At 68.3% G+C, this 22,637-nt stretch carries 19 protein-coding genes; 7 read left to right on the forward strand and 12 right to left on the reverse strand.

From position 1 onward, the window contains the following. Positions 1-87 precede the first annotated feature (87 nt). The 5 genes from M0765_RS10990 to gshB all read left to right on the forward strand — a co-directional run bounded on the left by M0765_RS10990 (position 88) and on the right by gshB (position 6,971). Positions 88-1,296 (forward strand): ABC transporter substrate-binding protein, encoded by a 1,209-nt coding sequence (locus M0765_RS10990; protein WP_258503672.1) that lies wholly within the window; start codon positions 88-90, stop codon positions 1,294-1,296. Next, positions 1,293-2,171: a branched-chain amino acid ABC transporter permease gene (locus M0765_RS10995; RefSeq protein ID WP_258503673.1), complete on the forward strand. Its 879-nt coding sequence runs from the start codon at positions 1,293-1,295 to the stop codon at positions 2,169-2,171. Before M0765_RS10990 ends, M0765_RS10995 begins: the two co-directional genes overlap by 4 nt. Then, positions 2,168-4,681, forward strand: coding sequence for a branched-chain amino acid ABC transporter ATP-binding protein/permease (locus M0765_RS11000; protein WP_446751546.1), 2,514 nt, complete (start codon positions 2,168-2,170; stop codon positions 4,679-4,681). The genes M0765_RS10995 and M0765_RS11000 overlap by 4 nt, the downstream gene beginning before the upstream one ends. Before the next feature lie 62 nt (positions 4,682-4,743). Further along, positions 4,744-6,012, forward strand: a complete 1,269-nt coding sequence (locus M0765_RS11005) for a benzoate/H(+) symporter BenE family transporter (protein ID WP_258503674.1) — start codon at positions 4,744-4,746, stop codon at positions 6,010-6,012. Next, positions 6,012-6,971: a glutathione synthase gene (gene gshB, locus M0765_RS11010; RefSeq protein WP_258503676.1), complete on the forward strand. Its 960-nt coding sequence runs from the start codon at positions 6,012-6,014 to the stop codon at positions 6,969-6,971. Before M0765_RS11005 ends, gshB begins: the two co-directional genes overlap by 1 nt. Positions 6,972-6,980: 9 nt before the next feature. Here gshB and M0765_RS11015 read toward each other — a convergent pair whose 3' ends face one another. From M0765_RS11015 to M0765_RS11035, 5 genes are all read right to left on the reverse strand, one after another. Beyond that, complete coding sequence (locus M0765_RS11015) at positions 6,981-8,267, reverse strand: PepSY-associated TM helix domain-containing protein (protein ID WP_258503677.1); 1,287 nt, start codon at positions 8,265-8,267, stop codon at positions 6,981-6,983. 1 nt (position 8,268) lies between these two features. Beyond that, positions 8,269-10,479, reverse strand: a complete 2,211-nt coding sequence (locus M0765_RS11020) for a TonB-dependent receptor (protein ID WP_258503678.1) — start codon at positions 10,477-10,479, stop codon at positions 8,269-8,271. 106 nt (positions 10,480-10,585) lie between these two features. Next, entirely contained in the window at positions 10,586-11,353 is a 768-nt protein-coding gene (locus tag M0765_RS11025) for a class II glutamine amidotransferase (RefSeq protein WP_157611715.1), read from the reverse strand. A gap of 50 nt (positions 11,354-11,403) precedes the next feature. Further along, positions 11,404-12,543: an ABC transporter substrate-binding protein gene (locus tag M0765_RS11030; RefSeq protein WP_258503681.1), complete on the reverse strand. Its 1,140-nt coding sequence runs from the start codon at positions 12,541-12,543 to the stop codon at positions 11,404-11,406. Between the two features lie 71 nt (positions 12,544-12,614). After that, positions 12,615-14,042, reverse strand: a complete 1,428-nt coding sequence (locus M0765_RS11035; RefSeq protein WP_258503682.1) for an MFS transporter — start codon at positions 14,040-14,042, stop codon at positions 12,615-12,617. A 189-nt stretch (positions 14,043-14,231) separates the two neighbouring features. On the opposite strand from M0765_RS11035, the gene M0765_RS11040 reads away from it, so the two are divergent. Next, positions 14,232-15,671 (forward strand): zinc-binding metallopeptidase family protein, encoded by a 1,440-nt coding sequence (locus M0765_RS11040; protein ID WP_258503685.1) that lies wholly within the window; start codon positions 14,232-14,234, stop codon positions 15,669-15,671. A gap of 24 nt (positions 15,672-15,695) precedes the next feature. Here the strand turns inward: M0765_RS11040 and M0765_RS11045 are convergent, their stop codons facing one another. The 6 genes from M0765_RS11045 to M0765_RS11070 all read right to left on the reverse strand — a co-directional run bounded on the left by M0765_RS11045 (position 15,696) and on the right by M0765_RS11070 (position 20,836). After that, on the reverse strand, positions 15,696-15,920 hold the full coding sequence (locus tag M0765_RS11045; protein ID WP_258503686.1) for a cysteine-rich CWC family protein: 225 nt from the start codon (positions 15,918-15,920) through the stop codon (positions 15,696-15,698). 5 nt (positions 15,921-15,925) lie between these two features. Continuing rightward, the gene (locus M0765_RS11050; protein WP_258503687.1) at positions 15,926-17,182 is read right to left on the reverse strand and encodes a 6-phosphofructokinase; all 1,257 of its coding nucleotides are present in this window, start codon (positions 17,180-17,182) and stop codon (positions 15,926-15,928) included. A gap of 47 nt (positions 17,183-17,229) precedes the next feature. Beyond that, positions 17,230-18,393 carry an acyl-CoA dehydrogenase family protein gene (locus M0765_RS11055; RefSeq protein ID WP_258503688.1) on the reverse strand — a complete coding sequence of 388 codons (1,164 nt, stop codon included), beginning with the start codon at positions 18,391-18,393 and terminating at the stop codon, positions 17,230-17,232. 7 nt (positions 18,394-18,400) lie between these two features. Next, a complete protein-coding gene (locus M0765_RS11060) occupies positions 18,401-19,207 on the reverse strand; it encodes an enoyl-CoA hydratase-related protein (protein ID WP_258503690.1) in 807 nt (268 codons plus the stop codon). Then, positions 19,207-20,385, reverse strand: a complete 1,179-nt coding sequence (locus tag M0765_RS11065) for an acetyl-CoA C-acetyltransferase (RefSeq protein WP_258503692.1) — start codon at positions 20,383-20,385, stop codon at positions 19,207-19,209. Before M0765_RS11065 ends, M0765_RS11060 begins: the two co-directional genes overlap by 1 nt. A 130-nt stretch (positions 20,386-20,515) precedes the next feature. After that, positions 20,516-20,836: a DUF2917 domain-containing protein gene (locus M0765_RS11070; RefSeq protein WP_258503694.1), complete on the reverse strand. Its 321-nt coding sequence runs from the start codon at positions 20,834-20,836 to the stop codon at positions 20,516-20,518. 82 nt (positions 20,837-20,918) lie between these two features. On the opposite strand from M0765_RS11070, the gene M0765_RS11075 reads away from it, so the two are divergent. Next, positions 20,919-21,854 carry a LysR substrate-binding domain-containing protein gene (locus M0765_RS11075; RefSeq protein WP_258503696.1) on the forward strand — a complete coding sequence of 312 codons (936 nt, stop codon included), beginning with the start codon at positions 20,919-20,921 and terminating at the stop codon, positions 21,852-21,854. Positions 21,855-21,877: 23 nt separating this feature from the next. On the opposite strand, the gene M0765_RS11080 is transcribed toward M0765_RS11075, so the two are convergent. Further along, positions 21,878-22,384 (reverse strand): fasciclin domain-containing protein, encoded by a 507-nt coding sequence (locus M0765_RS11080; RefSeq protein WP_258508209.1) that lies wholly within the window; start codon positions 22,382-22,384, stop codon positions 21,878-21,880. Positions 22,385-22,637: the final 253 nt, after the last annotated feature.

Consider the following 22,637-nt stretch of genomic DNA (forward strand, 5'->3'; position numbering starts at 1 on the left):
CCGGGACGAGCCAACCGCTTCGGCGGATGCCGATGCACCTTGTTGGGTGCCGCCCGTTGTTGTCCCCCTTCGATCCAGGAGCTCGCCATGACCCGCACCATCCGCCTTCCCCGCCTGAGCCGCCGCTCGCTTTGCCTGGCCGCCGCCGCGGCCGCAACCTGTCTCACGGCGGGCACGGCCTTCGCTGCCGAACCGATCAAGATCGGCCTCGTCACCGCGCTTTCGGGCCAGTCGGCGCTGGCCGGCGAAGCCATCACGCGCGGCCTCACCGTCGCCATCGACGAGATCAACGCCAAGGGCGGTCTGCTTGGCGGGCGCAAGCTCGAACTGGTGCGCCGCGACGATGAAGCCAATCCCGCCAAGGGCGTGGTCTCCGCGCGCGAGCTGATCTTCAAGGAGAAAGTGGCGGTGCTCTTCGGCGGGCTCGACACGCCCGTGTCCATGGCCATCGTGCCGATTGCCAACCAGGAGAAGACGCCGTTCATGGGCCCCTGGGCCGCGGGCACGCCCATCACCAGGAACGGCGCCAACCCCAACTTCGCGTTCCGCGTTTCGGCGGTCGACGAAATCGTCAACGTGGGCATGCTCGACTACGCACAGAAGACCTTCAAGTCGAGCAAGTTCGGCATGATCCTGGTGAACAACCCATGGGGCGAATCGAACGAGAAGGGCCTGCACGCTGCGCTGGCGGCCAAGGGCCTGAAGGCCGTGGGCGTGGAGAAGTTCGACGGCAACGACGTCGACGTGGTGCCGCAGCTCACGCGCCTGAAGGCCGCGGGCGCCGACACGCTCTTCATGGTGGGCAACGTCGGTCCCTCGGCGCAGGTGGTCAAGTCGCTCGACCGCATGGGCTGGCAGGTACCGATCGTCTCGCACTGGGGTCCGGCGGGCGGCCGCTTCACGGAGCTGGCCGGCCCGAACGGCAAGAACGTGCACTTCGTGCAGACCTACAGCTTCTTCGGCAAGCAGTCGCCGGTCGGCGAGAAGGTGATCGCGGCGCTCAAGGCAAAGTACCCGGCCATCAAGGGCCCGGACGACATCACGCCGGCGGTGGGCGTGGCCAATGCCTACGACGGCATGCAACTCGCCGCGCTGGCCATCGCGGCCGCCGGCTCGACCGACGGCGACGCGGTGCGCCAGGGCTTCTACAAGATCGGCAAGTACGAAGGCCTGATCAAGACCTACGACAAGCCCTTTTCGACTGGCGTGCACGACGCGGTGACCTCGAGCGACTACGTATGGGCGCAGTTCATCGACAACCGCATCCTGCCGGTGGGCATGGCCGCGGCGAAATGATGCTGCTGTCCGCCTGGATCAGCGGGCTGGGGCTCGGCAGCATGTACGGGCTGATTGCGCTCGGCTTCCACGTGACCTATGCCGTCTCGGGCACCGTCAACTTCGCGCAGGGCAGCGCAATGATGCTGGGCGCGGTCTTCACCTTCTGGTTTGCGCAGACGCTGGGCTGGCCGATGCCGCTCGCGGTGCTGCTGGCGCTCGCACTCTGCGGCGCCTATGGCCTCCTGGTCGAGCTCGCGGCCGTGCGGCCTTTCGCTAGCCGCGGTTCCGAAGCCTGGCTGATGGCGACGGTTGCGCTCGGCATGGTGGTCGACAACCTGGTGATGTTCACCTTCGGCAAGGAGCCGCGCAGCTTGCCTTCGCCGCTCGCGGTCACGCCGCTGCAGGTGGGCGAGGTGGGGCTTGGCGTGTATCCGCTGCAGTTGCTCATTCCGCTCGCGGGCCTGGCGCTTGCGGCGGTGCTGCACCTGGTGGCGCGCCGCACGCGCTGGGGCATCGGCATGCTGGCCGTGGTGCAGAACCCCGCGGCCGCGCGGCTCATGGGCATTCCGATCCGCCGCGCGGTGGCCGCGGCCTTTGCGCTGTCGGCGGTGCTCGCGGGCGTGGCGGGCGTGCTGATCGCGCCGCTCTTCAATGTGCAGGCCGACATGGGCACGCTGTTCGGGCTCAAGGCCTTTGCGGTCGCGATCCTCGGCGGCATCACCAGTGCATGGGGCGTGATGGGCGCGGGCCTGCTGTTCGGCCTGGCGGAGGCGCTGATCACCGCCACGCTCGGCTCGGGCTACACGCAGATCCTGACCTTCGGCCTCGTGATCGCGGTGCTCGCGCTCCGGCCGCAGGGGCTCTTCGGCCGCGCGGCGGTGAAAAAGGTATGAGCGGCATCGGCATGCGCTGGCTCGCGCTGGCAGGGCTCGCGGCGGCCATGGCGGCGGGCGTGGCGCTCGCGGCCACGGTCAACGGCTACTACGTTTTCGTGCTCGCCAATGTTGCGCTCTTCGCCATCGTGGGCATCGGGCTCAACGTGCTGCTCGGGCTCACGGGGCAGATGTCCTTCGGCCATGTGGGCTTCTATGCCATCGGCGCCTACGCGGTCGCCATCCTCACGGGCAAGGCTGGCTGGAGCTTCTGGGCCGCCTGGCCCGCGGGCGCGCTGATCGCCGGTGCCATGGGCGCATTGCTCGCGCTGCCGGCGCTGCGCGCTAGGGGCCCTTACCTTGCGATGATCACCATCGCCTTCGGCTTCATCGTCGAGCATGCCATCGTCGAGGCGCGCGACCTCACGGGCGGGCAGAACGGCATCATGGGCATTGCGGGGCCCGTGCTCGGCGGTTTTAAGCAAGGCGAGCGCGCGGCCGCAATGCTCGCGGTGCTCACGGCGGGCGTGGCGGTCGCGGCCTTTGCGATGCTCTCGCGCGGCGGCTGGGGCGCTGCGATGCGTGCGGTGCGCGACAGCGAAACCGCGGCCGAATCGATCGGCCTCGATCCGCTGCGCATCAAGACCGTGGCCTTTGCCGTCTCGGCGCTCTGCGCGGGCGCGGCCGGCGGGCTGTTCGCGCCGCTCTCGGGTTTCGTGACGCCGCACACCTTCGGCTTTGGCCAATCGATTTTGTTTGTGCTCGTGGTGATGATCGGCGGGGCTGGGTCTGTCGCGGGCCCGCTGGTAGGCGCGCTGGTCGTGGGCTTGCTGCCGGAGCTGCTCGCGAGCTTCGAGGAATACCGGCTGCTCATATTCGGCCTGCTCTTGCTGGTGGTGCTCTGGGTTGCACCCGAGGGGGCCGCCGGGCTCTGGCGCCGCATTGCAGCGCGCATCGGCAAGCAGCCCGCCGAAGCGCCGCTTGCGACCAGTGGAGATACGGGGCTCGCGCCGCGCGCAAGGGGCGCGCCGATCCGCACCGAGGGCCTCACGATGCAGTTCGGCGGCGTGCGCGCGGTGGGCGACCTGGCCTTTGCCACGCAGCCTGGCGGCATCACCAGCCTGATCGGTCCCAACGGTGCCGGCAAGACCACCGTGCTGAACATGCTGAGCGGGTTCTACCGGCCCACCGGCGGTGGTTTTCGCCTGGGCGAGTCGGCCCTGCAAGGGCAGCGTGCCTACCGCATTGCGCGCGCCGGCGTGGCGCGCACCTACCAGACCTCGCAGCTCTTCGGCAGCCTCAGCGTGGAAGACAACGTGGCGCTCGCGCTCGGCCGTGGCACGCTCGGGCCGCTGCTCGGCGCGCGGCGTTTCCGCTCGGCGGCGGCGCGTGCCGAGGCGCGGCAGCTGCTCGCGTTCTGCGGCTATGCGGGGTCGGCGCGGGCGCGGGCCGCCGATCTCGCGCACGTCGACCGGCGCTTGGTCGAGATCGCACGGGCGCTGGCCACCGCGCCGCAAGCGCTCTTGCTCGACGAGCCCGCGGCCGGCCTCTCGCGCGAAGACAAGGCGCTGCTTGCGGCGCTGCTGCAGCGCATCGCGGCCGCGGGCATCGGCGTGCTGTTGGTCGAGCACGACATGGAGCTTGTGATGGGCATCTCGGACCACATCGTGGTGCTCGACGCCGGTCGCAGGCTGGCCGTGGGCGGCGTGGCCGCGATCCAGGCCGACCCCGAGGTGCGCAAGGCCTACCTCGGCGAAGCCCTGGCGGCGGACGATGCGCCGGCGGAGGGCCCGGCGCCGCGCCCGCCGCTGCCGGCCGATGCGCCCGAGCTGCTCGGCGTCGGCGGCCTTGTCGCCGGCTACGGCGCGGAGCCGGTGCTGCACGGCATCGACCTGCGCGTGCGGCGCGGCGAACTGGTGGCGCTGCTCGGCGCCAACGGCGCGGGCAAATCGACATTGATGCGTTCGCTCGCGGGCTTGCACCGGCCGGTGCAGGGCGGCATCCATATCGACGGCATCGAGCTCGCGGGCCTGGCGGCCGAACGCGTGGTGGCGCATGGCCTGGTGCTGGTGCCCGAAGGCCGGCAGGTGTTTCCCGAGCTCAGCGTGCGGGACAACATCCGCCTGGGCGCGTTTCTCGACGGGCGCGACATCGAGGCGCGCACCGAGGCCATGCTCGGGCGCTTTCCGCGCCTGCGCGAGCGGTTGCACCAGCGCGCCGGCCTGCTTTCGGGCGGCGAGCAGCAGATGCTGGCAATTGCGCGCGGCCTGATGTCGAAGCCGCGCGTGCTGCTGCTCGACGAGCCCTCGCTGGGCCTGGCACCGAAGATCATCGCCGAGCTGTTCAAGGCGCTCTACGGGCTGCGGGCCGAGGGGCTGACGGTGGTGCTGGTCGACCAGATGGCGGCCCTTGCGCTCGCGCTGTGCGACCGTGCCTACGTGATCGAGGGCGGGCGCATCGCGGCCGAAGGCAGTGCGGCCGAGATCGCGGCCGACGGGGCGCTCGCGCGGGCCTACCTCGGTTCGGCCTGACAGGCGGCGGCGCGCGATTGCGGCGGTCGGTCGGCCAGCCGGCCAGCCGGCACAATCGCCGGATGTCGTTTTTCAAGGATCTCAGCCTTTCGGCCTTCACCGCGGGCTTCGTCGCCGTGCTCGTGGGTTTCACGAGTTCGGTGGCCATCGTGTTCCAGGCCGCCCAGGCCTTCGGGGCCACGCCCGAGATCGCGGCCTCGTGGATGTGGGCGCTGGGCATCGGCATGGGCCTGCCATCCATCGTGCTGTCGCTGTGGTGGCGCAAGCCGGTGATGATTGCCTGGAGCACGCCGGGGGCGGCCGTGCTTGCCGTGGCGGCGGGGAGCTACGGCATGGGCGAGGCGGTCGGCGCCTTCATTGCGTGCGCCGCGCTCATCGTGCTGGCAGGCGCCACGGGCTGGTTCGAGCGGGTCATGAACAAGATTCCGATGGCGATTGCCTCGGCCCTGCTCGCCGGTGTGCTCGCGCGCTTCGGCCTCGATGCGTTCATTGCCGCCAAGACGGCGCTGCCGCTGGTGCTGCTGATGCTCGGCACCTACCTGGTCGCCAAGCGCTTGCTGCCGCGCTATGCGGTGCCGCTCACGCTGCTGGTTGCCATTGGCTTCGTGGCGGCGCGCGGCGAGCTGAGCTGGTCGACGGTGCACTTTTCGCTCACTTGGCCCGTGTTCACCATGCCGGTGTTCAGCTGGCAGGCCATCGTCAGCCTGGCTCTGCCGCTATTCATCGTCACCATGGCCTCGCAGAACCTGCCGGGCGTCGCGACGATACGCGCAGCAGGCTACGGCGACCTGCCGGTGAGCAAGCTCATCACCATCACCGGGCTGGCAACACTGGTGCTGGCGCCCTTCGGCGCGTTTGCCTTGAACCTGGGCGCCATCAGCGCCGCCATCTGCATGGGCCGCGAGGCGCATGAAGACCCGGCGCGGCGCTACACGGCGGCCGCAAGCTGCGGCGCCATCTACGTGGTGATTGCATTCTTCGGAGCGGCGGTCATCGGGTTGCTCACGGCGTTTCCCAAAGAGCTGGTCGCCGCCATTGCCGGACTGGCACTGCTGGGCACCATCGGCAGCGGGCTGGCGGGCGCGGTGCGCGACGAGCCGCACCGCGAGGCCGCGATCATCACGTTTCTGGTGACGCTCTCGGGCGTGGCCATCCTGGGCATCGGCTCGGCCTTCTGGGGCGTGGTGGCCGGTGCGCTGGCACTGGCGGTGCAGCAGGCCGGGCGCACGAAGGCAAAGGCCTCCGCCGGCAAGGACATCGCCGCTTCCGGCAACATCGCGCCAGACAGCAGCAACATGGCGGCCACACCCGGCGCCGGAAAGACTCACTGATGAAAAACATCCTCTTCGTCGCCGACCCGCTCGACCTTTTCAAGATCTACAAGGACACCACCTTCTCGATGATGCGCGAGGCCCAGCGCCGCGGCTATCGCATCGCGGCCTGCCTGCCGCAGGACATCCAGTGGAAGTCGGGCGGGCAGGTCACCGCCACGGTGCAGCAGATCACGCTCACCGGAGACGCAAGGGACTGGTACCGCGTCGATATCAGCGAGGCCAAGGCGCTGAAGGACTTCGACGCCGTGCTGATGCGCAAGGATCCGCCCTTCGACGCCGAATACATCTATGCCACGCACCTGCTCGAGCAGGCCGAACGCGAAGGCGCGCGCGTGGTCAACAAGCCGAGCGCGTTGCGCGACCACCCCGAGAAGCTCGCGATCATGGAGTTTCCGCAGTTCGTCACGCCCACGCTGGTCACGCGCAGCGCGCAGGCCGTGCGCGACTTTCATGCCGAGCATGGCGACATCATCCTCAAGCCGCTCGACGGCATGGGCGGCATGGGCATCTTCCGCGTGAAGCAGGACGCGTTGAACCTCGGCTCCATCGTCGAGACGCTCAACAAGAACGGCGCCGAGACCATCATGGTGCAGCGCTTCGTGCCAGAGGTGGCTCAGGGCGACAAGCGCATCCTGATCATTGCGGGCGAGCCCGCGCCCTTCGTGCTGGCGCGCATTCCGCAAGGCACCGAGGTGCGCGGCAACCTGGCAGCCGGCGGCAAGGGCGTGGCGCAGCCGCTCACGGCGCGCAACCGCGAGATCGCCGAGGCCATTGGCCGGGTGCTCGCGCCGCGCGGGCTGCTCCTGATCGGGCTCGACGTGATCGGCGACTCGGTCACCGAGATCAACGTGACGAGCCCGACCTGCTTCCAGGAGATCACCGAGCAGACCGGCTTCGACGTGCCGAAGATGTTCATCGATGCGCTCGAGGCGCACCTGGCCGCGGCAGTTTCCTAGGTCTTTCTTTCAGCGCGGCGCCGGGGTGCCGAGGTGGTGCGGCTGTGCCGCCACTTCGCGCTGCCGCCGTGTCTGCAGCAGCCGCGCGCGCCGCTTGCGCCACCAGATCACGATGCCCGTGACGGACAGGCCCGCCACCACCAGCCCCATGAGCGACATCAGGATGCGTCCCGGCAGTCCCAGGATGCGCCCGCCGTGCAGCGGCAATTGCAGCTGCGCGAACACATCGGCTGCCGTGCCGTGCCATGGCCGGTTGCTGCTGATGACGCGGCCGTCGCGGCCGTCCAGGTAGAGGTTCGACAGGCCCATGCCGTCGCTGTCGTCGTGCGAGGCGTGGTCGAAGAACGACACGTTGTAGAAGCCGCCGCGCTGGTTGTAGAACACACCACCCAGCGGCGTGGTCCAGCCGCGCCGGCGCGCCTCGGCCTCGGCGTCGGCAACGATCTGGCGGAAGCCGATCGCGGGTTCGATGCGCGTGCCCAGCGGCGCGAGCGGCACCAGCGACGACGGCCCGGGCGTGGTCTTCGACACCAGCGACAGCATCGGGTGGAAGATCTCCTTGTAGAGATTCAGCGAGAACGAGGTGAAGGCGACGATGATGATCAGCGCCCACAACCACAGCCCGCCCGCACGGTGCAGGTCGAAGTTGAGCTTGTAGCCGCCGGCCGCCCAACGCACGGCCCAGGCCGGCTTCCAGCGCCGCCACCATTCGAGCGCGGCGCGGTGCTCGGGATGCGCGGCCTGCCGCTGGCGCCGCGGCGTGGTGAGGTACAGCGCAAAGAAGCTGTCGAGCAGCCACACCAGCGCCACGCCGCCCATGATCCAGTAGCCCAGCCGGTCGGTGCCCCAGACGGCCGGCACGTGCAGCATGTAGTGCAGCTTGCGCAAGAAGGGCATCAGCGTTTCGGGCTTGAGCGAGATCGCGGTCGAGTCGCGCCGGCCGCGGATCTCGGCCGTCACGGGATCGACGTACACGCGGTTGTAGCCGAGTTGGTAGGGCTTGCCGGTGGCGGGGTCGGTGCGCGGCTGCACGAAGTAGCCGGCCGCATGGCCTTCCTCGAAACCGAGCGGCATGTACGCGACCCGCGCGCGCGGGTCGTCGGCCTCCACCGCCGCGGCCAGCTCGAACGGATCGCGGAACGGCCCGCGCGATTCGGTGTCGTAGAGCTCGCTGTTGAGCCAGCCGTCGATCTCGTGGTCCCACGAGATCACGGCGCCGGTCAGGCCCGAGACAATGAGGAACAGTGCAACCGCGAGGCCCGCCCAGCGGTGCACTGTCGTCGCAAAGGCGCGCATCTCAGAAGTCGATGGTGCCGCTCACCGCAAAGGTGCGCGGTGCGCCGAGGACCAGGTAGTTGGAGCCTTGCGTGCCGCCCACCGACGCCCAGTACGACTTGTTGAACAGGTTGTCGATGCGCGCGCGCAGCGTGAGCGCGCGGCCGTTGCCCAGGTCGACCAAGTAGCGTGCGCCGATGTCGAAGCGCGTCCAGCCCGGAATCTGCTGCGTGTTGGTGGCGTTGGCGTACTGCTTGGAGGTGTAGAGCAAACGCGCGTTCAGCGACAGGTTGCGCACACCCGGCACGTCCCACTCCGCGCCCAGGTTGGCTTGCTGCTTGGCCACGCCGATGGCCGAGCGGCCATCGGTGGCGCCGCCTTGCGTGTCCTTCTGCTTGGCGTCGATCAGCGTCAGGCCGCCCAGCAGGCGCAGGCCCTTGGCAGGCTGGCCGAACACCGAGAATTCGAGGCCCTGGTTGCGCTGCTTGCCGTAGAGGCCGTAGGTCTGGCCCTCGTACTGGTAGGTCGGCTGGTCGGTGGTGAAGAAGGCAGCGCTCGCACCGATGGTGCCTCCGTCGTACTTGACGCCGACTTCCTTCTGCTTGGCCTGGTAGGGCGCGAACACCTCGCCGGCGTTGGTGACCGGACGGCTGTTGACCGTGCCGGGCGCCACGTTGCCCTTGACGAGGCCTTCGATGTAGTTCGCGTAGACCGAGGTGCTCGGCGTGACCTTGAACACGATGCCGGCCACCGGCGTGGTCTTGCTCTTGTCGTAGGTGCTCGTTTCCTTGATCGTGTTGTAGGCGAAGCTGGTCTGCTCGATGGTCTGGCGACGCACGCCGAGCGTGACCAGCAGGCGGTCGTCCATGAAGGACATGGTGTCGGCCACCGCAACGCTCGAGGTCTCGATCTTGTCGGTCAATCGCGGGTCTTCCAGCGTGTTGCCGGTGAAGCTGTTGGCCACCGGGAACGGCGACGCGTACGGCGCGTAGATGTTGTTGCGGATCCGGTCGCGCGAGATCGTGTAGGCGTTGTCGCGGTCGTTGCTGTATGTGGCGGCCGAAGCCACCACGGTGTGCTTCACCGGCCCGGTCACGAAATTGCCGCGCACACCGATCTCGGCGGTGCCGATGCGGTCCTTGCGCGTGTTGCTGAAACGCGTGCCGCTGGTGTTGCCGAACGCGTCGGCGAGCGTCGGGTTCGCCAGCACGTTGTCTTCGTCGCTGCGGCGTACGCCGCCCGCGGCCCAGGCCGTGATGTTGTCGGTGATGTCGACTTCACCGCGGAAGGTGGCGAACTTGTCCTTTTCCTTCGAGTAGGTCCAGGGCTGCGCAAAGTTGGTGCTGGCGTCGGGCGCGCTGGGGATCGGCAGCGTCGACGAGGGCGTGAGGCTCGGGCGGCCGTCCTTCAGGTCGTAGTCCTGGTAGCCGAAGTCGGCCGACAGGCGCACGTTGCGGTTGCGCCAGTCCAGGCCGACGGCAAAGGCGCTGAGCTGCTGGCTCTCTTTATGGACGCCGGTGCCGCCTTCGCGGCGCACGGCGTTCACGCGAACGCCCAGGCTGTCGTCGGGGCCGAAGCGCCGCGCCAGGTCGAGGTTCACGTAGCCCTGTCCGCCGGTCTGCACGCCGAAGCCGACGCGCGTGATCGGCTCGTTGGACGCGCGCTTGGGCAGCAGGTTGATCGCACCGCCGATGCCGCTGCCGCCGGGCGCCGCGCCGTTCAGGAAGGTGTTGGCGCCGCGGAACACTTCCACGCGCTCGAAGAATTCAGAAGCGATGTACTGGCGCGGCAGCATGCCGTACAGGCCGTTGTAGGCGACGTCGTCCGAGTACACGGGGAAGCCGCGCACCACGTAGAGCTCCTGGAAGTTGCCGAAGCCGCGCGCCTGGCGCACCGACGGGTCGTTGAGCAGCACGTCGGCAACGCTCTTCGCCTGCTGGTCCTGGATGAGCTCGTTGGTGTAGTTGGTGCTCGAGAACGGCGTGCTCATCATGTCCTGGGTGCCCAGGATGCCGACGCGCCCGCCGCGCGCCACCTGGCCGCCGGCGTAAGGCTTGGTCAGGCCTTCGGCCGAGGCGTCGGCGCTGGCTTCGACGGTGACGGTGCCGAGGGTGCCGGCGGCTTCAGCCGGCGCGGCGGTCTGGGCCGTAGCGGCCAGGGCGTGAATTGCGAGCAGCGTGGCGGCCGCGGTCGGGCGCAGGCTGGCGCGCAGGAAAGAGGAGGAAGAAGACATTGAAAGGTTCGAAAGGGGCGCAAATGAGAACCATTATTGTTACCCCGCCGAACCGGTTTGCCGATACTTTCTCTCAATGTTGCGAAAAAGTGTCAGTAGAAACGCCTCAGTGCCCGAAGCGCTGCCCGTCCACGAACACGTGCAGCTCGCCCGGCACGAAGGGCGTCCAGCTTTCGTTGCTGGTGAGCGGCGCGGTCACCACCACCGCCACGCGGTCGTTGGGCGTGGTGTGCCGCGCAAAGTCGATCTCGAGGTCTTCGTCCGCGAGCTGCGCGGTGACGAAGGGGTGGCGGCGTTCCACGTACCAGAGGTTGGTGGAGGCATGGGCCCAGAGCGCCTGGCCGTTCGAGAGCATGAAGTTGAAGGTGCCGTGGCGCGCAAGCTGCGGCGCCAGTTCGCGCAGCGTGAGCGTGAGCTCCTCGATGCTCGGCACGCCCGCATGCGACTTGGCCAGCTCCTGCATGAGCCAGCAGAAGGCGTGCTCGCTGTCGGTGTTGCCCACCGGGTGAAAGTTGCCGTGCAGGCGCGGCCGAAAGTCCTTCAGGTCGCCGTTGTGGGCAAACACCCAGTAGCGGCCCCACAGTTCGCGCACGAAAGGGTGGCAGTTCTGCAGGTTGATGGCGCCCTGCGTGGCCTTGCGAATGTGCGCAATGACGTTGCGGCTTTGAATGGGGTAGCGCCGGATCAGCTCCGCCACGGGCGATTCGCTCGCCGGCATGTGATCGACGAAGTGCCGCAGCCCCCGGTCTTCGAAGAAGGCGATGCCCCAGCCGTCGGCGTGGTGGTCGGTGCGGCCGCCGCGCTGGGCAAAGCCCGTAAAGCTGAAGGTCACGTCCGTGGGCGTGTTGCAGTTCATTCCGAGCAGTTGGCACATGGCGCTATTAAAGCGCGAGCGCAGCCGCCGCGGGCGAACCCGCCCAACGCTCAGCGAACGAAGCGGCCTTCAGGCGTGACGCGCACCATTTCGATGAAGCGCGAGCCGGTGGTGGCGCCGGTCGAAAAGTCGATGTCCATGCCGGCCAGGCGCAGCTTGAGCGCGCGCAGCGTGGCATGCAGGCGGGCGCGCGTGAGGTCGCGGCCGGTGCGCTTGATCGCCTCGATCATCACCAGCCCGTTCAGGTAGCCCTCGAAGCTGCCGTAGCCGACCGGCACCTGGGCGCGCTCGGCCAGGCGGCGGTAGTCGCGCGTGACGGCTTCCACCTCGCCCCAGGGGTAGGGCGTAACCTGCGAAATGGCCAGCCCGCCCGCCTGCAGCGGAACCACCTTGGCCGTGACTTCGCCCGAGACGACCGACATGCCGTAGAACATCGGCTTGCTGCCGGCGGCATACATGGCCTTGATCACTTCGCCGGTCACCGTGCCGGCCAGGTACATCAGCACGGCCTGGGGATGGCTGTCGGCAAGCGCCTTGCCCGCGGCGGCCGAGGTCGAGCCGTCGCCCTTCACCGCCACCACGGCCGTGGGAGCCTGCTTGTGGGTGGCCATGGCCGCCTCGATCAGCTTTACCGCTTCAAGGCCGCCGGGGTTGTCCAGGTGGGCAATCGCGATCTTGCTCACGCCGATGGTCGACAGGTGCTCGACCAGCGCCTGCGCCTCGCGGGCATTGCTGGCTCGCACGAAGTAGGCCGAGCCCGCCACGCGCTCGCGGGCGCTGTCGCCCACGCCGTAGCCGCCCACGCTGGGTGCGCCGCTTTGCTGCAGCAGCTTGGCCGCGGCGGAGGTGGTGCCCGATCCCACGCAGCCGAAGAAGGCGAACACGCGATGGTCGTTCAGAAGCTTGCCGTAGTTTTCGAGCGCCTTCTCGGGCTTTAGCTCGTCGTCCAGCGCCACCAGCTTGATCTTGCGCCCGCCCACGCCGCCTTGTTCGTTGGCGGCATCGAAGGCCAGCGCAGCGCCGTTGTGCACGACCTTGATCTGCGAGCCGAGCGGGCCGCTCAGCACGGCCGAGCTGCCGAGCAGGATCTCGGTGTCGGTCACACCCGCTTCGGCGGCCTGTGCGGAGGAGAGACGGGCCAAGCCCGCGGCGAAAACCGCCGTCGAAGCGACAAAACTTCTGCGCTGCATGAAAGACCCATCCCGTGAGTTAACAAATGCTAACAATTAGAAACGATGGGTGCTTAAGTATTACTAAGTGCTTACCCTTGCCGGGTGGGTTGCCGAAGCTGCCAAGCCGCGCAAATGGCAATCGCGCACAGCGCCGCCAGCATCAGAAACACCTCGTCGAAGGCCGCCAGCCGCGCGGCGCTGCTCGTCGGGTTGGCGAGCGAATCGCCATGCGCCGCCAGCCGCCACTCGAGCACGATGGCGCACAGGCTCACGCCCGCCGCACCGCCGAGCATGCGCAGGAAGTTGATGGCACTGGCACCCTGCGGAATCAGCGGCTTGGCCAGCGGCCGCATCGATCCCAGGTTGAGCGAAGGCAGGATGAAGCCCAGCCCGATGCGCCCGATGATGGCAAACGCCACCAGCAGCCACAGGGCGCTGTCGAGCCTCAGCACCACCATCAGCGCGAAGGAGGCCGCCAGCAGCGCCAGCCCGATGCTCACCAGCAGCCACGTCGGCTGCCGGTCGGCCAGCCGGCCCACGCCGGCAATGGCAACCGCCAGCACAATGCCCGCCGGCAGCAGGATGGTGCCGACGTGCGAGGCCGACAGCTGCAGCCCCACCTGCATGTACACCGGCAGCAGGTAGGTCGAGCCGAACAGCGCCGTGCCGTAGATGAAGGCGACCACGCTGCCCATGGCGAACTGGCGGTACTGGAAGAGGCCCAGGTTCATCAGCGGCGTGCCGCCCGAGGCCGCGAACCGGCGCTGCCACCAGATGAAGCCCGCCAAGGCTGCCAGCGCACCGCTCAGCAGCAGGGCGGCTTCGATGGGCGAGTCGCCGCGCAACTCGACCAGCCCGTTCAGCAGGCAGAGCGTGCCCGCCGTGCCCAGCGCCAGGCCCCGCCAGTCGAGCCCGCTGCCGCGCGTGGCCGCCACGCCGCCCGGCGCCGTGGTGGGCACGAACTTGTAGGCCAGCCAGAGCGAGGCCAGGCAGAACGGCACCACCATGAAGAAGATGGAGCGCCAGCCGAACAGGTCGACCAGCACGCCGCCGATGCTCGGGCCGATGGCCGGCGCCAGCACCACACCCATGCCGAAGATGCCGCTGGCGCGCCCCTGCTCGTGCGGCTCGAAGGCGCGCAGGATGATGATGGCCGGAATGGGCTGCACCACGCCGGCGGCAAGCCCTTCGGCCACGCGCGCCAGCAGCACCAGCGTGAAGTTGTTGGCCAGCCCGCCCGCCACGCCGCCCACAAGCAGCAGCACCATGGTGCCGACGTAGGTGCGCCTGTAGCCGTAGCGCGACAGCAGCCAGGGCGTGGTGAGCATCGAGACGGTCATGGCCACCATGAAGCCCGAACTCACCCATTGCGCCCGCTCCTGGCCAAGCGAGAAGTGGTGGCTCATGCCCGGAATCGCCACGTTGACGATGGTCGACGACATGATCGACGCCATCACGCCCACCATGACCGAGACCAGCAGGTACCAGCGGTAGCGCGGACCGTAGCGGTCGCGCATGGTGCCAAGGGTCGGCGGGGCCGGCGGTGCGGCTTCGGGCGGGGAGTGGGCATCGTGGAGCGGCGGCCCGGCTTGGGTGCGGGTCCGTCGTCCTACAAGCATATCGGTCTTTGCGCGAATGGGCGCCGATGCAACGGCCGCACAATGCACACGCTGTCCCGCACTGCTTTCCGAGAAAACAAAAACGACATGGCTCCCCAATCCGATCAACCCGTCGAGCATTCCGACGATCAAGCCGGCGGTCCAACCGGCGATCAAGCCGCTGTTCAAACCGGCGACCAGGCCGCAGCCGACCCGCAGGCCGCGCACGCGCCGCCCAACCTCGCGGCCGAACTGGCCGCGCCCACCGTCAGCCGCGCCTACCGCTGCCAGTGCGGCCGGCCGGTGTTCCTGCGCAACAGCCAGTGCCTGGCCTGCGGCACGCCGCTCGGATACGTGATCGACCGGCTCGGCGTGGTGCCGCTCGCGCCCGTCGCCGCCGAAGAAGGAAGCCAGGACGAAGCGGAGGGCGAGCGCCCCGCGCCCGACACCTTCACCGTGTTCGGCAATCCGGACGGCAAGAGATACCGCCGCTGCGCCAACCTCATGACCGCCGCCAGCTGCAACTGGATGGTGCCGGCCCCGCGCGAGGGCGACGACCCTTCGTTCAACACCGACGGCCTGGCGCCCGGCTACTGCCTGGCATGCAGCGTCAACCGCACCATTCCAGACCTTTCGGTGGAAAGCAACGGCGAGCTATGGCGCAAGCTGGAGCATGCGAAGCGCCGGCTCATTTCGCAGCTGCTGGCGCTCGGGCTGCCGGTGGTGAGCCGCCACGCCGATCCGGCGCACGGCCTCGCGTTCGACTTCCTGAGCAACATGCCGGGCAGCCCGCATGTGATGACCGGCCACGAGCACGGCGTGATCACCCTCAACGCGGAAGAGGCCGAAGATGCCGTGCGCGAGCGCATCCGCGCCGAAATGCGCGAGCCTTATCGAACGCTGCTCGGGCACTTTCGCCACGAGATCGGCCATTACTACTGGGACCTGCTGGTGCAGCCCACGCCATGGCTCGACGAGTTTCGTGCGCTCTTCGGCGACGAGCGCGCCGACTACACCGCGGCACTCCAGCGGCACTACGAGCAGGGGCCGCCGCCCGACTGGTCGATTCACTTCGTGAGCAGCTACGCGAGCATGCATCCGTGGGAAGACTGGGCCGAAACCTGGGCCCACTACCTGCACATGGCCGACACCACCGACACGGCCATGAGCTTCGGCGTCGATGCCACCAACGTCGAACTCGCGAGCGACCTGTTCACGCTCGAAGACCTGTGGCGGCCGGAACATCCCGGCGCAGCCAAATTCCTGGACTTCCTGAACGGCTGGGTGCTGTTGACCAATGTGCTGAACGAGCTGTCGCGCAGCATGGGCCAGCCTGATTACTACCCCTTTGTGCTGCCGCGCGCGGCCGTGGGCAAGCTGCAGTTCATCCACTGCGTGGTGACCGAGCAGCGCGACCGCGCGTCGTCTACGGCGGCTGCGCCGACTGTGCCGCTGCCTTCGGACTCGCAGCCTGCCGCCTCGGCGAACGAACCTGCGGCCGAGCAGTCGCAGGCGCAAAGCCAGCAGCAGAACTCAGCGCAGTTCTAAAAGGCCGGCAAGGCCCCTAGGGGCCTAGGATTCGACAGGCGTGCCTGCGGCGCAGCGCGCGCAGATGCAGGCCTTGCCGCGCATTTCCGGCGGCACCGCCGCCAACGGCGCATTGCGGAAGTCCGCCGCCATGCACCAGCAGGGCGCCTGCGGCTCGTCGGTTTCGCGCGCAACCTCCATCGCGCAGCGGTTCTGCTCGCCGCAGAGCGGGCAGCGCGTGGCATCGATCGTGTCCAGTACAGCAGCCATGGCCGTCAGGCGAGCTCGAAGGCCGGCAGCTTCTTCGCCACGGCCACATTCCGGAGCGTTGCGTACACCGGCAGGCCGTTGCGGTAGGCGGGGTAGTCCTCGCCCTCGATCAACGGCAGCAGATAAAGCCTGCACTTGTCGGTAATGCCGTAGCCGTCTTCCGAAATGAAGTCGCGCGGCATCGGCTTTTCGACGTTCGCCACCGCGTCGAGCGGCGCACTGCCGATGCGGTAGGTGTAGGGCGCATCGGAGGTGCGCTCGATGGTCGGCATGACCGCGTTGTGGCCTTCCAGCGCCAGCTCGACCGCGCGCTGCCCCAGCTCGTAGGCCTGCCGCACGTCGGTGGCCGAGGCAATGTGCCGTGCCGCGCGCTGCAGGTAGTCGGCCACTGCCCAGTGGAACTTATGGCCCAGCGCGTCCTTGACCATCTCCGCCACCACCGGCGCGGCGCCGCCGAGCTGCGCATGGCCGAAAGCGTCGCGCGTGCCTTGCTCGGCCAGGAAGGTGCCGTCGGGGTAGTGGCAGCCTTCGGACACCACCACCGAGCAGTAGCCGTGCTGCTTCACCAGCTCGTCGACCCGCGCGATAAAGCGCGCCTTGTCGAACTCGATTTCGGGGAACAGCACCACCACCGGAATGCCGTGGTCCGCAGCAAGCCCGCCCGCCGCGGCAATCCACCCCGCATGCCGCCCCATCACCTCGAGCACGAACACCTTGGTGGAAGTGGCCGCCATAGAACGCACGTCGAACGAGGCTTCGAGCGTCGACACCGCCACGTACTTGGCCACCGAGCCGAAGCCCGGGCAGCAGTCGGTCAGCGGCAGGTCGTTGTCGATGGTCTTGGGCACGTGGATGGCCTGCAGCGGATAGCCGAGCGACTGCGACAGCTGGCTCACCTTGAAGCAGGTGTCGGCCGAATCGCCGCCGCCGTTGTAGAAGAAGTAGCCGATGCCGTGTGCCTTGAACACCTCGATGAGCCGCTCGTACTCGCGCCGGTTCTTTTCGAGCGACTTGAGCTTGTAGCGGCATGAACCGAAGGCGCCCGAAGGCGTGGTGCGCAGCGCCGCAATGGCTTCGGCCGGTTCGGCGCCGGTGTCGATGAGTTCTTCGGTCAGCGCGCCGATGATGCCGTTGCGCCCGGCGTAGAGCTTGCCGATGCGGTCCGGGTGTTTTCGTGCCGTCTCGATCACGCCGCAGGCCGACGCATTGATGACCGAGGTGACGCCGCCCGACTGGGCGTAGAAGGCGTTGAGGATGGGCATGCGGCCATTCTCCCGCAGCCTCAAGCCAGGCGCCAGTGGCCCCGGTTTCAGCGCCCGCCAAGCCCCATCGCGCGCGTGATCACTTCCTTCATGATCTCGTTGGTGCCGCCGTAGATGCGCTGCACGCGTGCATCGGCGTAGGCGCGGGTGATCGGGTATTCCCACATGAAGCCATAGCCGCCGTGCAGCTGCACGCACTCGTCCATCACCTTGCACTGCAGGTCGGTGGTCCAGTACTTGGCCATGCTGGCGGTGGCGGTATCGAGCTTTTCGGCCATCAGCAGCTCGATGCATTTGTCGACGAACACCTGCGCCACCTGCACCTCGGTCTGCAGCTCGGCGAGCGTGTAGCGCGTGTTCTGGTAGTTGCCCACGGGCTGGCCGAACACCTTGCGCTCCTTCACGTAGGCCACGGTCTGGTCGATGGCGGCCTGCGACGCCGCCACCGCGCCGATGGCAATCTGCAGCCGCTCCCACGGCAGTTGCTCCATCAGGCAGACGAAGCCGCGGTTCAGTTGCGCGGCATCGCCGAGCAGCGCATCGGCCGGCAGCCGCACGTCGTTGAAGAACAGCTCGGAGGTGTCCTGCGCCTTGAGCCCGAGCTTCTTGAGCCGCTTGCCCTTCTCGAAGCCCGCCATGCCGCGCTCGACCAGGAACAGGCTGGTGCCCTTCGCGCCCGCGGCCGGGGCGGTCTTGGCGACCACGATCACCACGTCGGCATGCCAGCCGTTGGTGATGAAGGTCTTGCTGCCGTTGAGCTGGTAGCTGCCGTCAGGTTGTCGGATGGCGCTGGTCTTGACCGCCTGCAGGTCGCTGCCCGCGCCGGGCTCGCTCATGGCAATGGCGCCGACCATCTCGCCGCTCGCGAGCTTGGGCAGGTAGTGCTGCTTCTGCGCCTCGGTGCCGTAGCGCAGGATATACGGCGCCACGATCTCGCTGTGCAGCCCGAAGCCGATGCCCGTGAAGCCGCGCGCCCAGAGCTCTTCGAACTGGATCACCGAATAGAGCAGGTCGGCGCCCGCGCCGCCATATTCCTCGGGCAGCGCCATGCAGAGAAAGCCGTTCTCGCCGGCCCTGGACCACACGCCGCGGTCCACATAGCCCTGTTCTTCCCACGCCTCGTGGAAGGGCGCGATCTCCTTGTCCATGAAGCGGCGGAAGCTGTCGCGAAAGGCCTCGTGGTCGGCGCTGAAAAGCGTGCGTTCGATCATGGCTGCCTCAGCGCCCCGGGAACGTCGGCGGGCGCTTCTGCAGGAAGGCGCTCACGCCTTCGCGGAAGGTGGGGCGGTCGATCAGCTCGCGCTGGCGCTCGCTTTCGTAGTGCAGCTGTTCGGCCAGCGTGTGGCGCTCCGAGGCTTCGAAGGCTTCGCGTGCTTCGACCACTGCATGCGCCGGCAGCCGGGCGAGACGCTGCGCAATGGCGCGTGCTTCCTCGAGCAGCTGTTCGTCGTCGGCGCAGGCCCAGATCAGGCCCCACTGCACCGCACGCCCCGCGCTCAGGCGCTCGTCGAGCAGCGCCATGCCCATGGCCCGTGCCTTGCCGGCCCGCCGCGGAATGGCCCAGGTGCAGCCCAGGTCGGGCACGATGCCGAGCTTGGGCAAGAAGGGCAGGTAGAAGTAGGCGCTGCGCGCCGCAATCGTCACGTCGGCCGCCAGCGCCAATCCGACGCCCGCGCCCGCCGCGGCGCCGTTGACCGCGGCGACCACCGGCACGGGCAGCGTGCGCAGCGTCTCGATGAGCGGGTTGCTGAGCGACTGCATCCACTCGGCTGTCTGGTCGCCGAGCGACTGGCCTTCTTCACCGGGCGTCATGGCGCTCAGGTCCGCGCCCACGCAAAAGGCCTTGCCGGCCCCGGTCAGGATCACCGCACGTACTTCGCGATCGTCGCGGATGCGCTCCAATGTGTCGCGCAGCTCGATCTGCAATTCGCGCGCAATCGGGTTCAGCTTGGCCGGCAGGTTGAGCGTGAGCGTGGCGATGCCGTCGGCCAGCTCATAGAGCACGTAGGGTTGCTGCGCGGTCATCAGAGCCTTTCCACGATGGTGACGTTGGCCATGCCGCCGCCTTCGCACATCGTCTGCAGCCCGTAGCGCTTGCCGCGCCGGCCGAGCGCATGGATCAGCGTGGTCATGAGCTTGGTGCCCGAGGCGCCCAGCGGATGGCCGAGCGCAATGGCACCGCCGTTCACGTTGAGCCGCGCCGGGTCGGCATCGAGCGCCTGCAGCCAGGCGATGGGCACGGGCGCGAAGGCTTCGTTCACTTCGTACAGGTCGATGTCCTGGATGCGCATGCCGGCCTTCTTCAGTGCGCGCTGCGTGGCGGGCAGCGGGGCTTCCAGCATGATCACCGGGTCGTGCCCCATCACGCTCATGTGGTGGATGCGCGCGAGCGGCTTCACGCCCAGCGCCTTCAGGCCGCGTTCGTTCACCACCAGCACGCCGCTCGCGCCATCGCAGATCTGACTGGCGGTGGCGGCGGTGCAGCGTCCGCCCTCGGCAATCAGCTTCACACCCGCGATGCCCTCCAGCGTGGCGTCGAAGCGAATGCCTTCGTCCACTGTATGGCTTTCGCCGCTGCGCGCGCCGTCGGCCAGCAGGATCTCGATAGGCACGATCTCGTCGTTGAAAGCGCCTTCGCGGCTCGCTGCAATCGCGCGCCGATGGCTTTCGAGCGCATAGCGGTCGAGCTGGTCCTTCTCGATGCCGTAGTTCTTCGCAATCATCTCGGCGCCGGTGAACTGGCTGAACTCCACGCCCGGGTAGCGCTGCTTCATCGCAGGGCTCATGTAGGTGCCCAGGCCCGCCTTCGCGGGCAGCGCGTTGGGCGTGAACATCGGCACGCGCGTCATGCTTTCGACGCCGCCCGCAATCACCGAGTCCATGCTGCCCGACATCACGGCCTGCGCCGCGAAATGCAGCGCCTGCTGCGACGATCCGCACTGCCGGTCGATTGAAGTGCCCGGCACCGATTCAGGCAGCTTCGACGCAAGCACCGCATTGCGCGCCACGTTGGTCGCCTGCTCGCCCACCTGGCTCACGCAGCCAAGAATCACGTCTTCCACCGCCGCCGGGTCGATGCCGCTCCTGGCCACCAGCGCGTCGATCACCTGCGCTGCCAGGTCGGCCGGATGCCAGCCCGCGAGCCTGCCGCCGCGCCGGCCGCCGGCCGTGCGCGCCGCGGCCACGATGTATGCCTCTGCCATGGTCATGTCCTTCCTCGAAAGAAAACAGCGTGAATCGGGCGCCCAACGCAAAAAAGCCGCCCGTCACAACGGCGGCGCTCGATGCTTGGAAAGTCCATGGCATCGAGGTTCGATGCCGGGGGCGCTCAGGTCAAGCCGGGGACAACCCGAGAGAAGGCAGTCGCCAAGGCGACCGGCGGCCCGACCGCGCGGCCAGCGGCATGGCGGCCGGCTGAGCGTCCGAGACGGTGATGCACGAAGACTCCAGCGCCGAGACCAGCACGCGCCGGTGTTCGGTGCCTTCGAATCGCTCCCCCGGCGCAAGCACGATGTCGCGCGTGTCGTGGTCGAGCGTCACCCAGACCGAGCCGCTGCGGCATTCGATGCCCACCCCGGCGCCATCGGGAACGGCAAAGATGGAACGGACCGGAAGGCTGACATGAAAGCGGGAAGAGTGGTGTTGGGTGCTCATGGCAAGCTCCATTGCATTCGTGATACGAATGAATATAGTGAGTTGATCCTCCTCTTACACGCGGTGATTCGGAACTCGTTGCATGCATCCAGAGAATGTGAAGACCCATGGCGCCTTGGGCGGCGAGCTCCCGCCGCTGGAGTTGCTGCGCAGCTTCGAGGCCGCGGCGCGCCGGCTGAGCTTCACGCTCGCGGCCGGCGAGCTGCACCTCACGCAGTCGGCGGTCAGCCGCCAGATCCAGCAGCTGGAAGCCAGCCTGGGCGTGCTGCTGTTCGAGCGCCGGCACCGCTCGCTGATGCTCACCGAGGCGGGCGGTGTCATGCAGCGGGCCGTCACCGACAGCCTGGAGCGCCTGCGCGACGCCACGGCGCGGCTGCGCGCGACCTCCGCGCCGCGGCAGGTGGCCATCACCAGCACGCCCGGCTTTGCGTCGTTCTGGCTCATTCCAAGACTGGCGCGCTTCACCGGCAGCCATCCGCAGGTCGACGTTCGCGTGTCGGCCACGCTCGAGGTGCTCGACCTGGAGAGCAGCCGCATCGACTTGGCCGTGCGCTTCGTGCCGATCGGCCGCGGCATCGGCACGGCGCTGTTCGAGGAATCGGTGATCCCGCTGTGTTCGCCGCAACTCGCCGCGTCGCTGCGCGACCCGTCCGATTTTTCGAAGCTCACCTTGCTGACCGTGGACTACCCCGATCACGGCGATGCCCCCACTGTCGATTGGGAGCCCTGGCTTCGCGTGATGGGGCTCGACCAGCTGCGCATGAAGAGCACGCTGCGCTTCACCCTGTACACCGATGCCGTGGCCGCCGCGGTGGCAGGCCAGGGCGTGGTGATCGGCCGCCTGCCGCTGCTGCGCGATCTGGTGCAGGCGGGCCGGCTCGTCGCGCCGCTCGGCGAAGGCGTGGCCTCGCACCGCGGCTACTTCATCGAAACATCGAGGCGCGCCGCGGGCAACCGCGACGCGCTGGAGTTCGCGCAGTGGCTGCGCGAGGAAGCCGAGGCGGCGCAGCGAGGCTGAGCGGGCCGCCGGGGGCCGGGTGATCAGCCCGGCAGCAGCACCTTGTCGACCACGTGGATCACGCCGTTCGACTGGTAGACGTTGGCAATGGTCACCGTCGCCGTGCCGCCGGTGGCGTCGCTCACCCTCACGTTGCTGCCGCTCATGGTGGCCGTCAGCGTGCCGCCGCTCGCGGTCTTCAGCGTGGCCTTGCCGCCGCCCGCCTTGATGGCGCTCATGAGCGCGGCGCCGTCCATCTTGCCGGGCACCACGTGGTACGTCAGCACCTTCGTGAGCGTGGGCTTGTTCTCCGCCTTGAGCAGCGTGTCGACCGTGCCGGCCGGCAGTGCCGAGAAGGCCGCGTTCGTCGGTGCAAACACGGTGAAGGGGCCGGGGCTCTTGAGCGTGCCCACCAGGTCCGCGGCCTTCACCGCGGCCACCAGCGTGGTGTGGTCCTTCGAATTCACCGCGTTGTCGACGATGTCCTTCGTCGGGAACATCGCGGCCCCGCCCACCATGGGGTTGGGCGCGGTGGCGCCGCTCATGCCCATGCCGCCCGCGCAAGCGCCGAGCAGAACCGAAACTCCGATTGCGATCACGAGTTTTTTCATTGAGGACTCCTGGTAAGAATGTTCTGGAAGACAGCTGTGGAAACCGCCGGCAGCTCGGAGGCGCGATGCGCTCGACACCTATACGGCGCGTGGGCGCATTTGGATTCACGTGGGCTTTGCGCCACATCGGCGCGCGCGGCACTTGCGCGCCGCACGCGTGCTCGCCAGAATCCGCCTTCCTTTTTCAGCAACA

Source organism: Variovorax sp. S12S4, from assembly GCF_023195515.1.
Lineage (GTDB): Bacteria > Pseudomonadota > Gammaproteobacteria > Burkholderiales > Burkholderiaceae_C > Variovorax.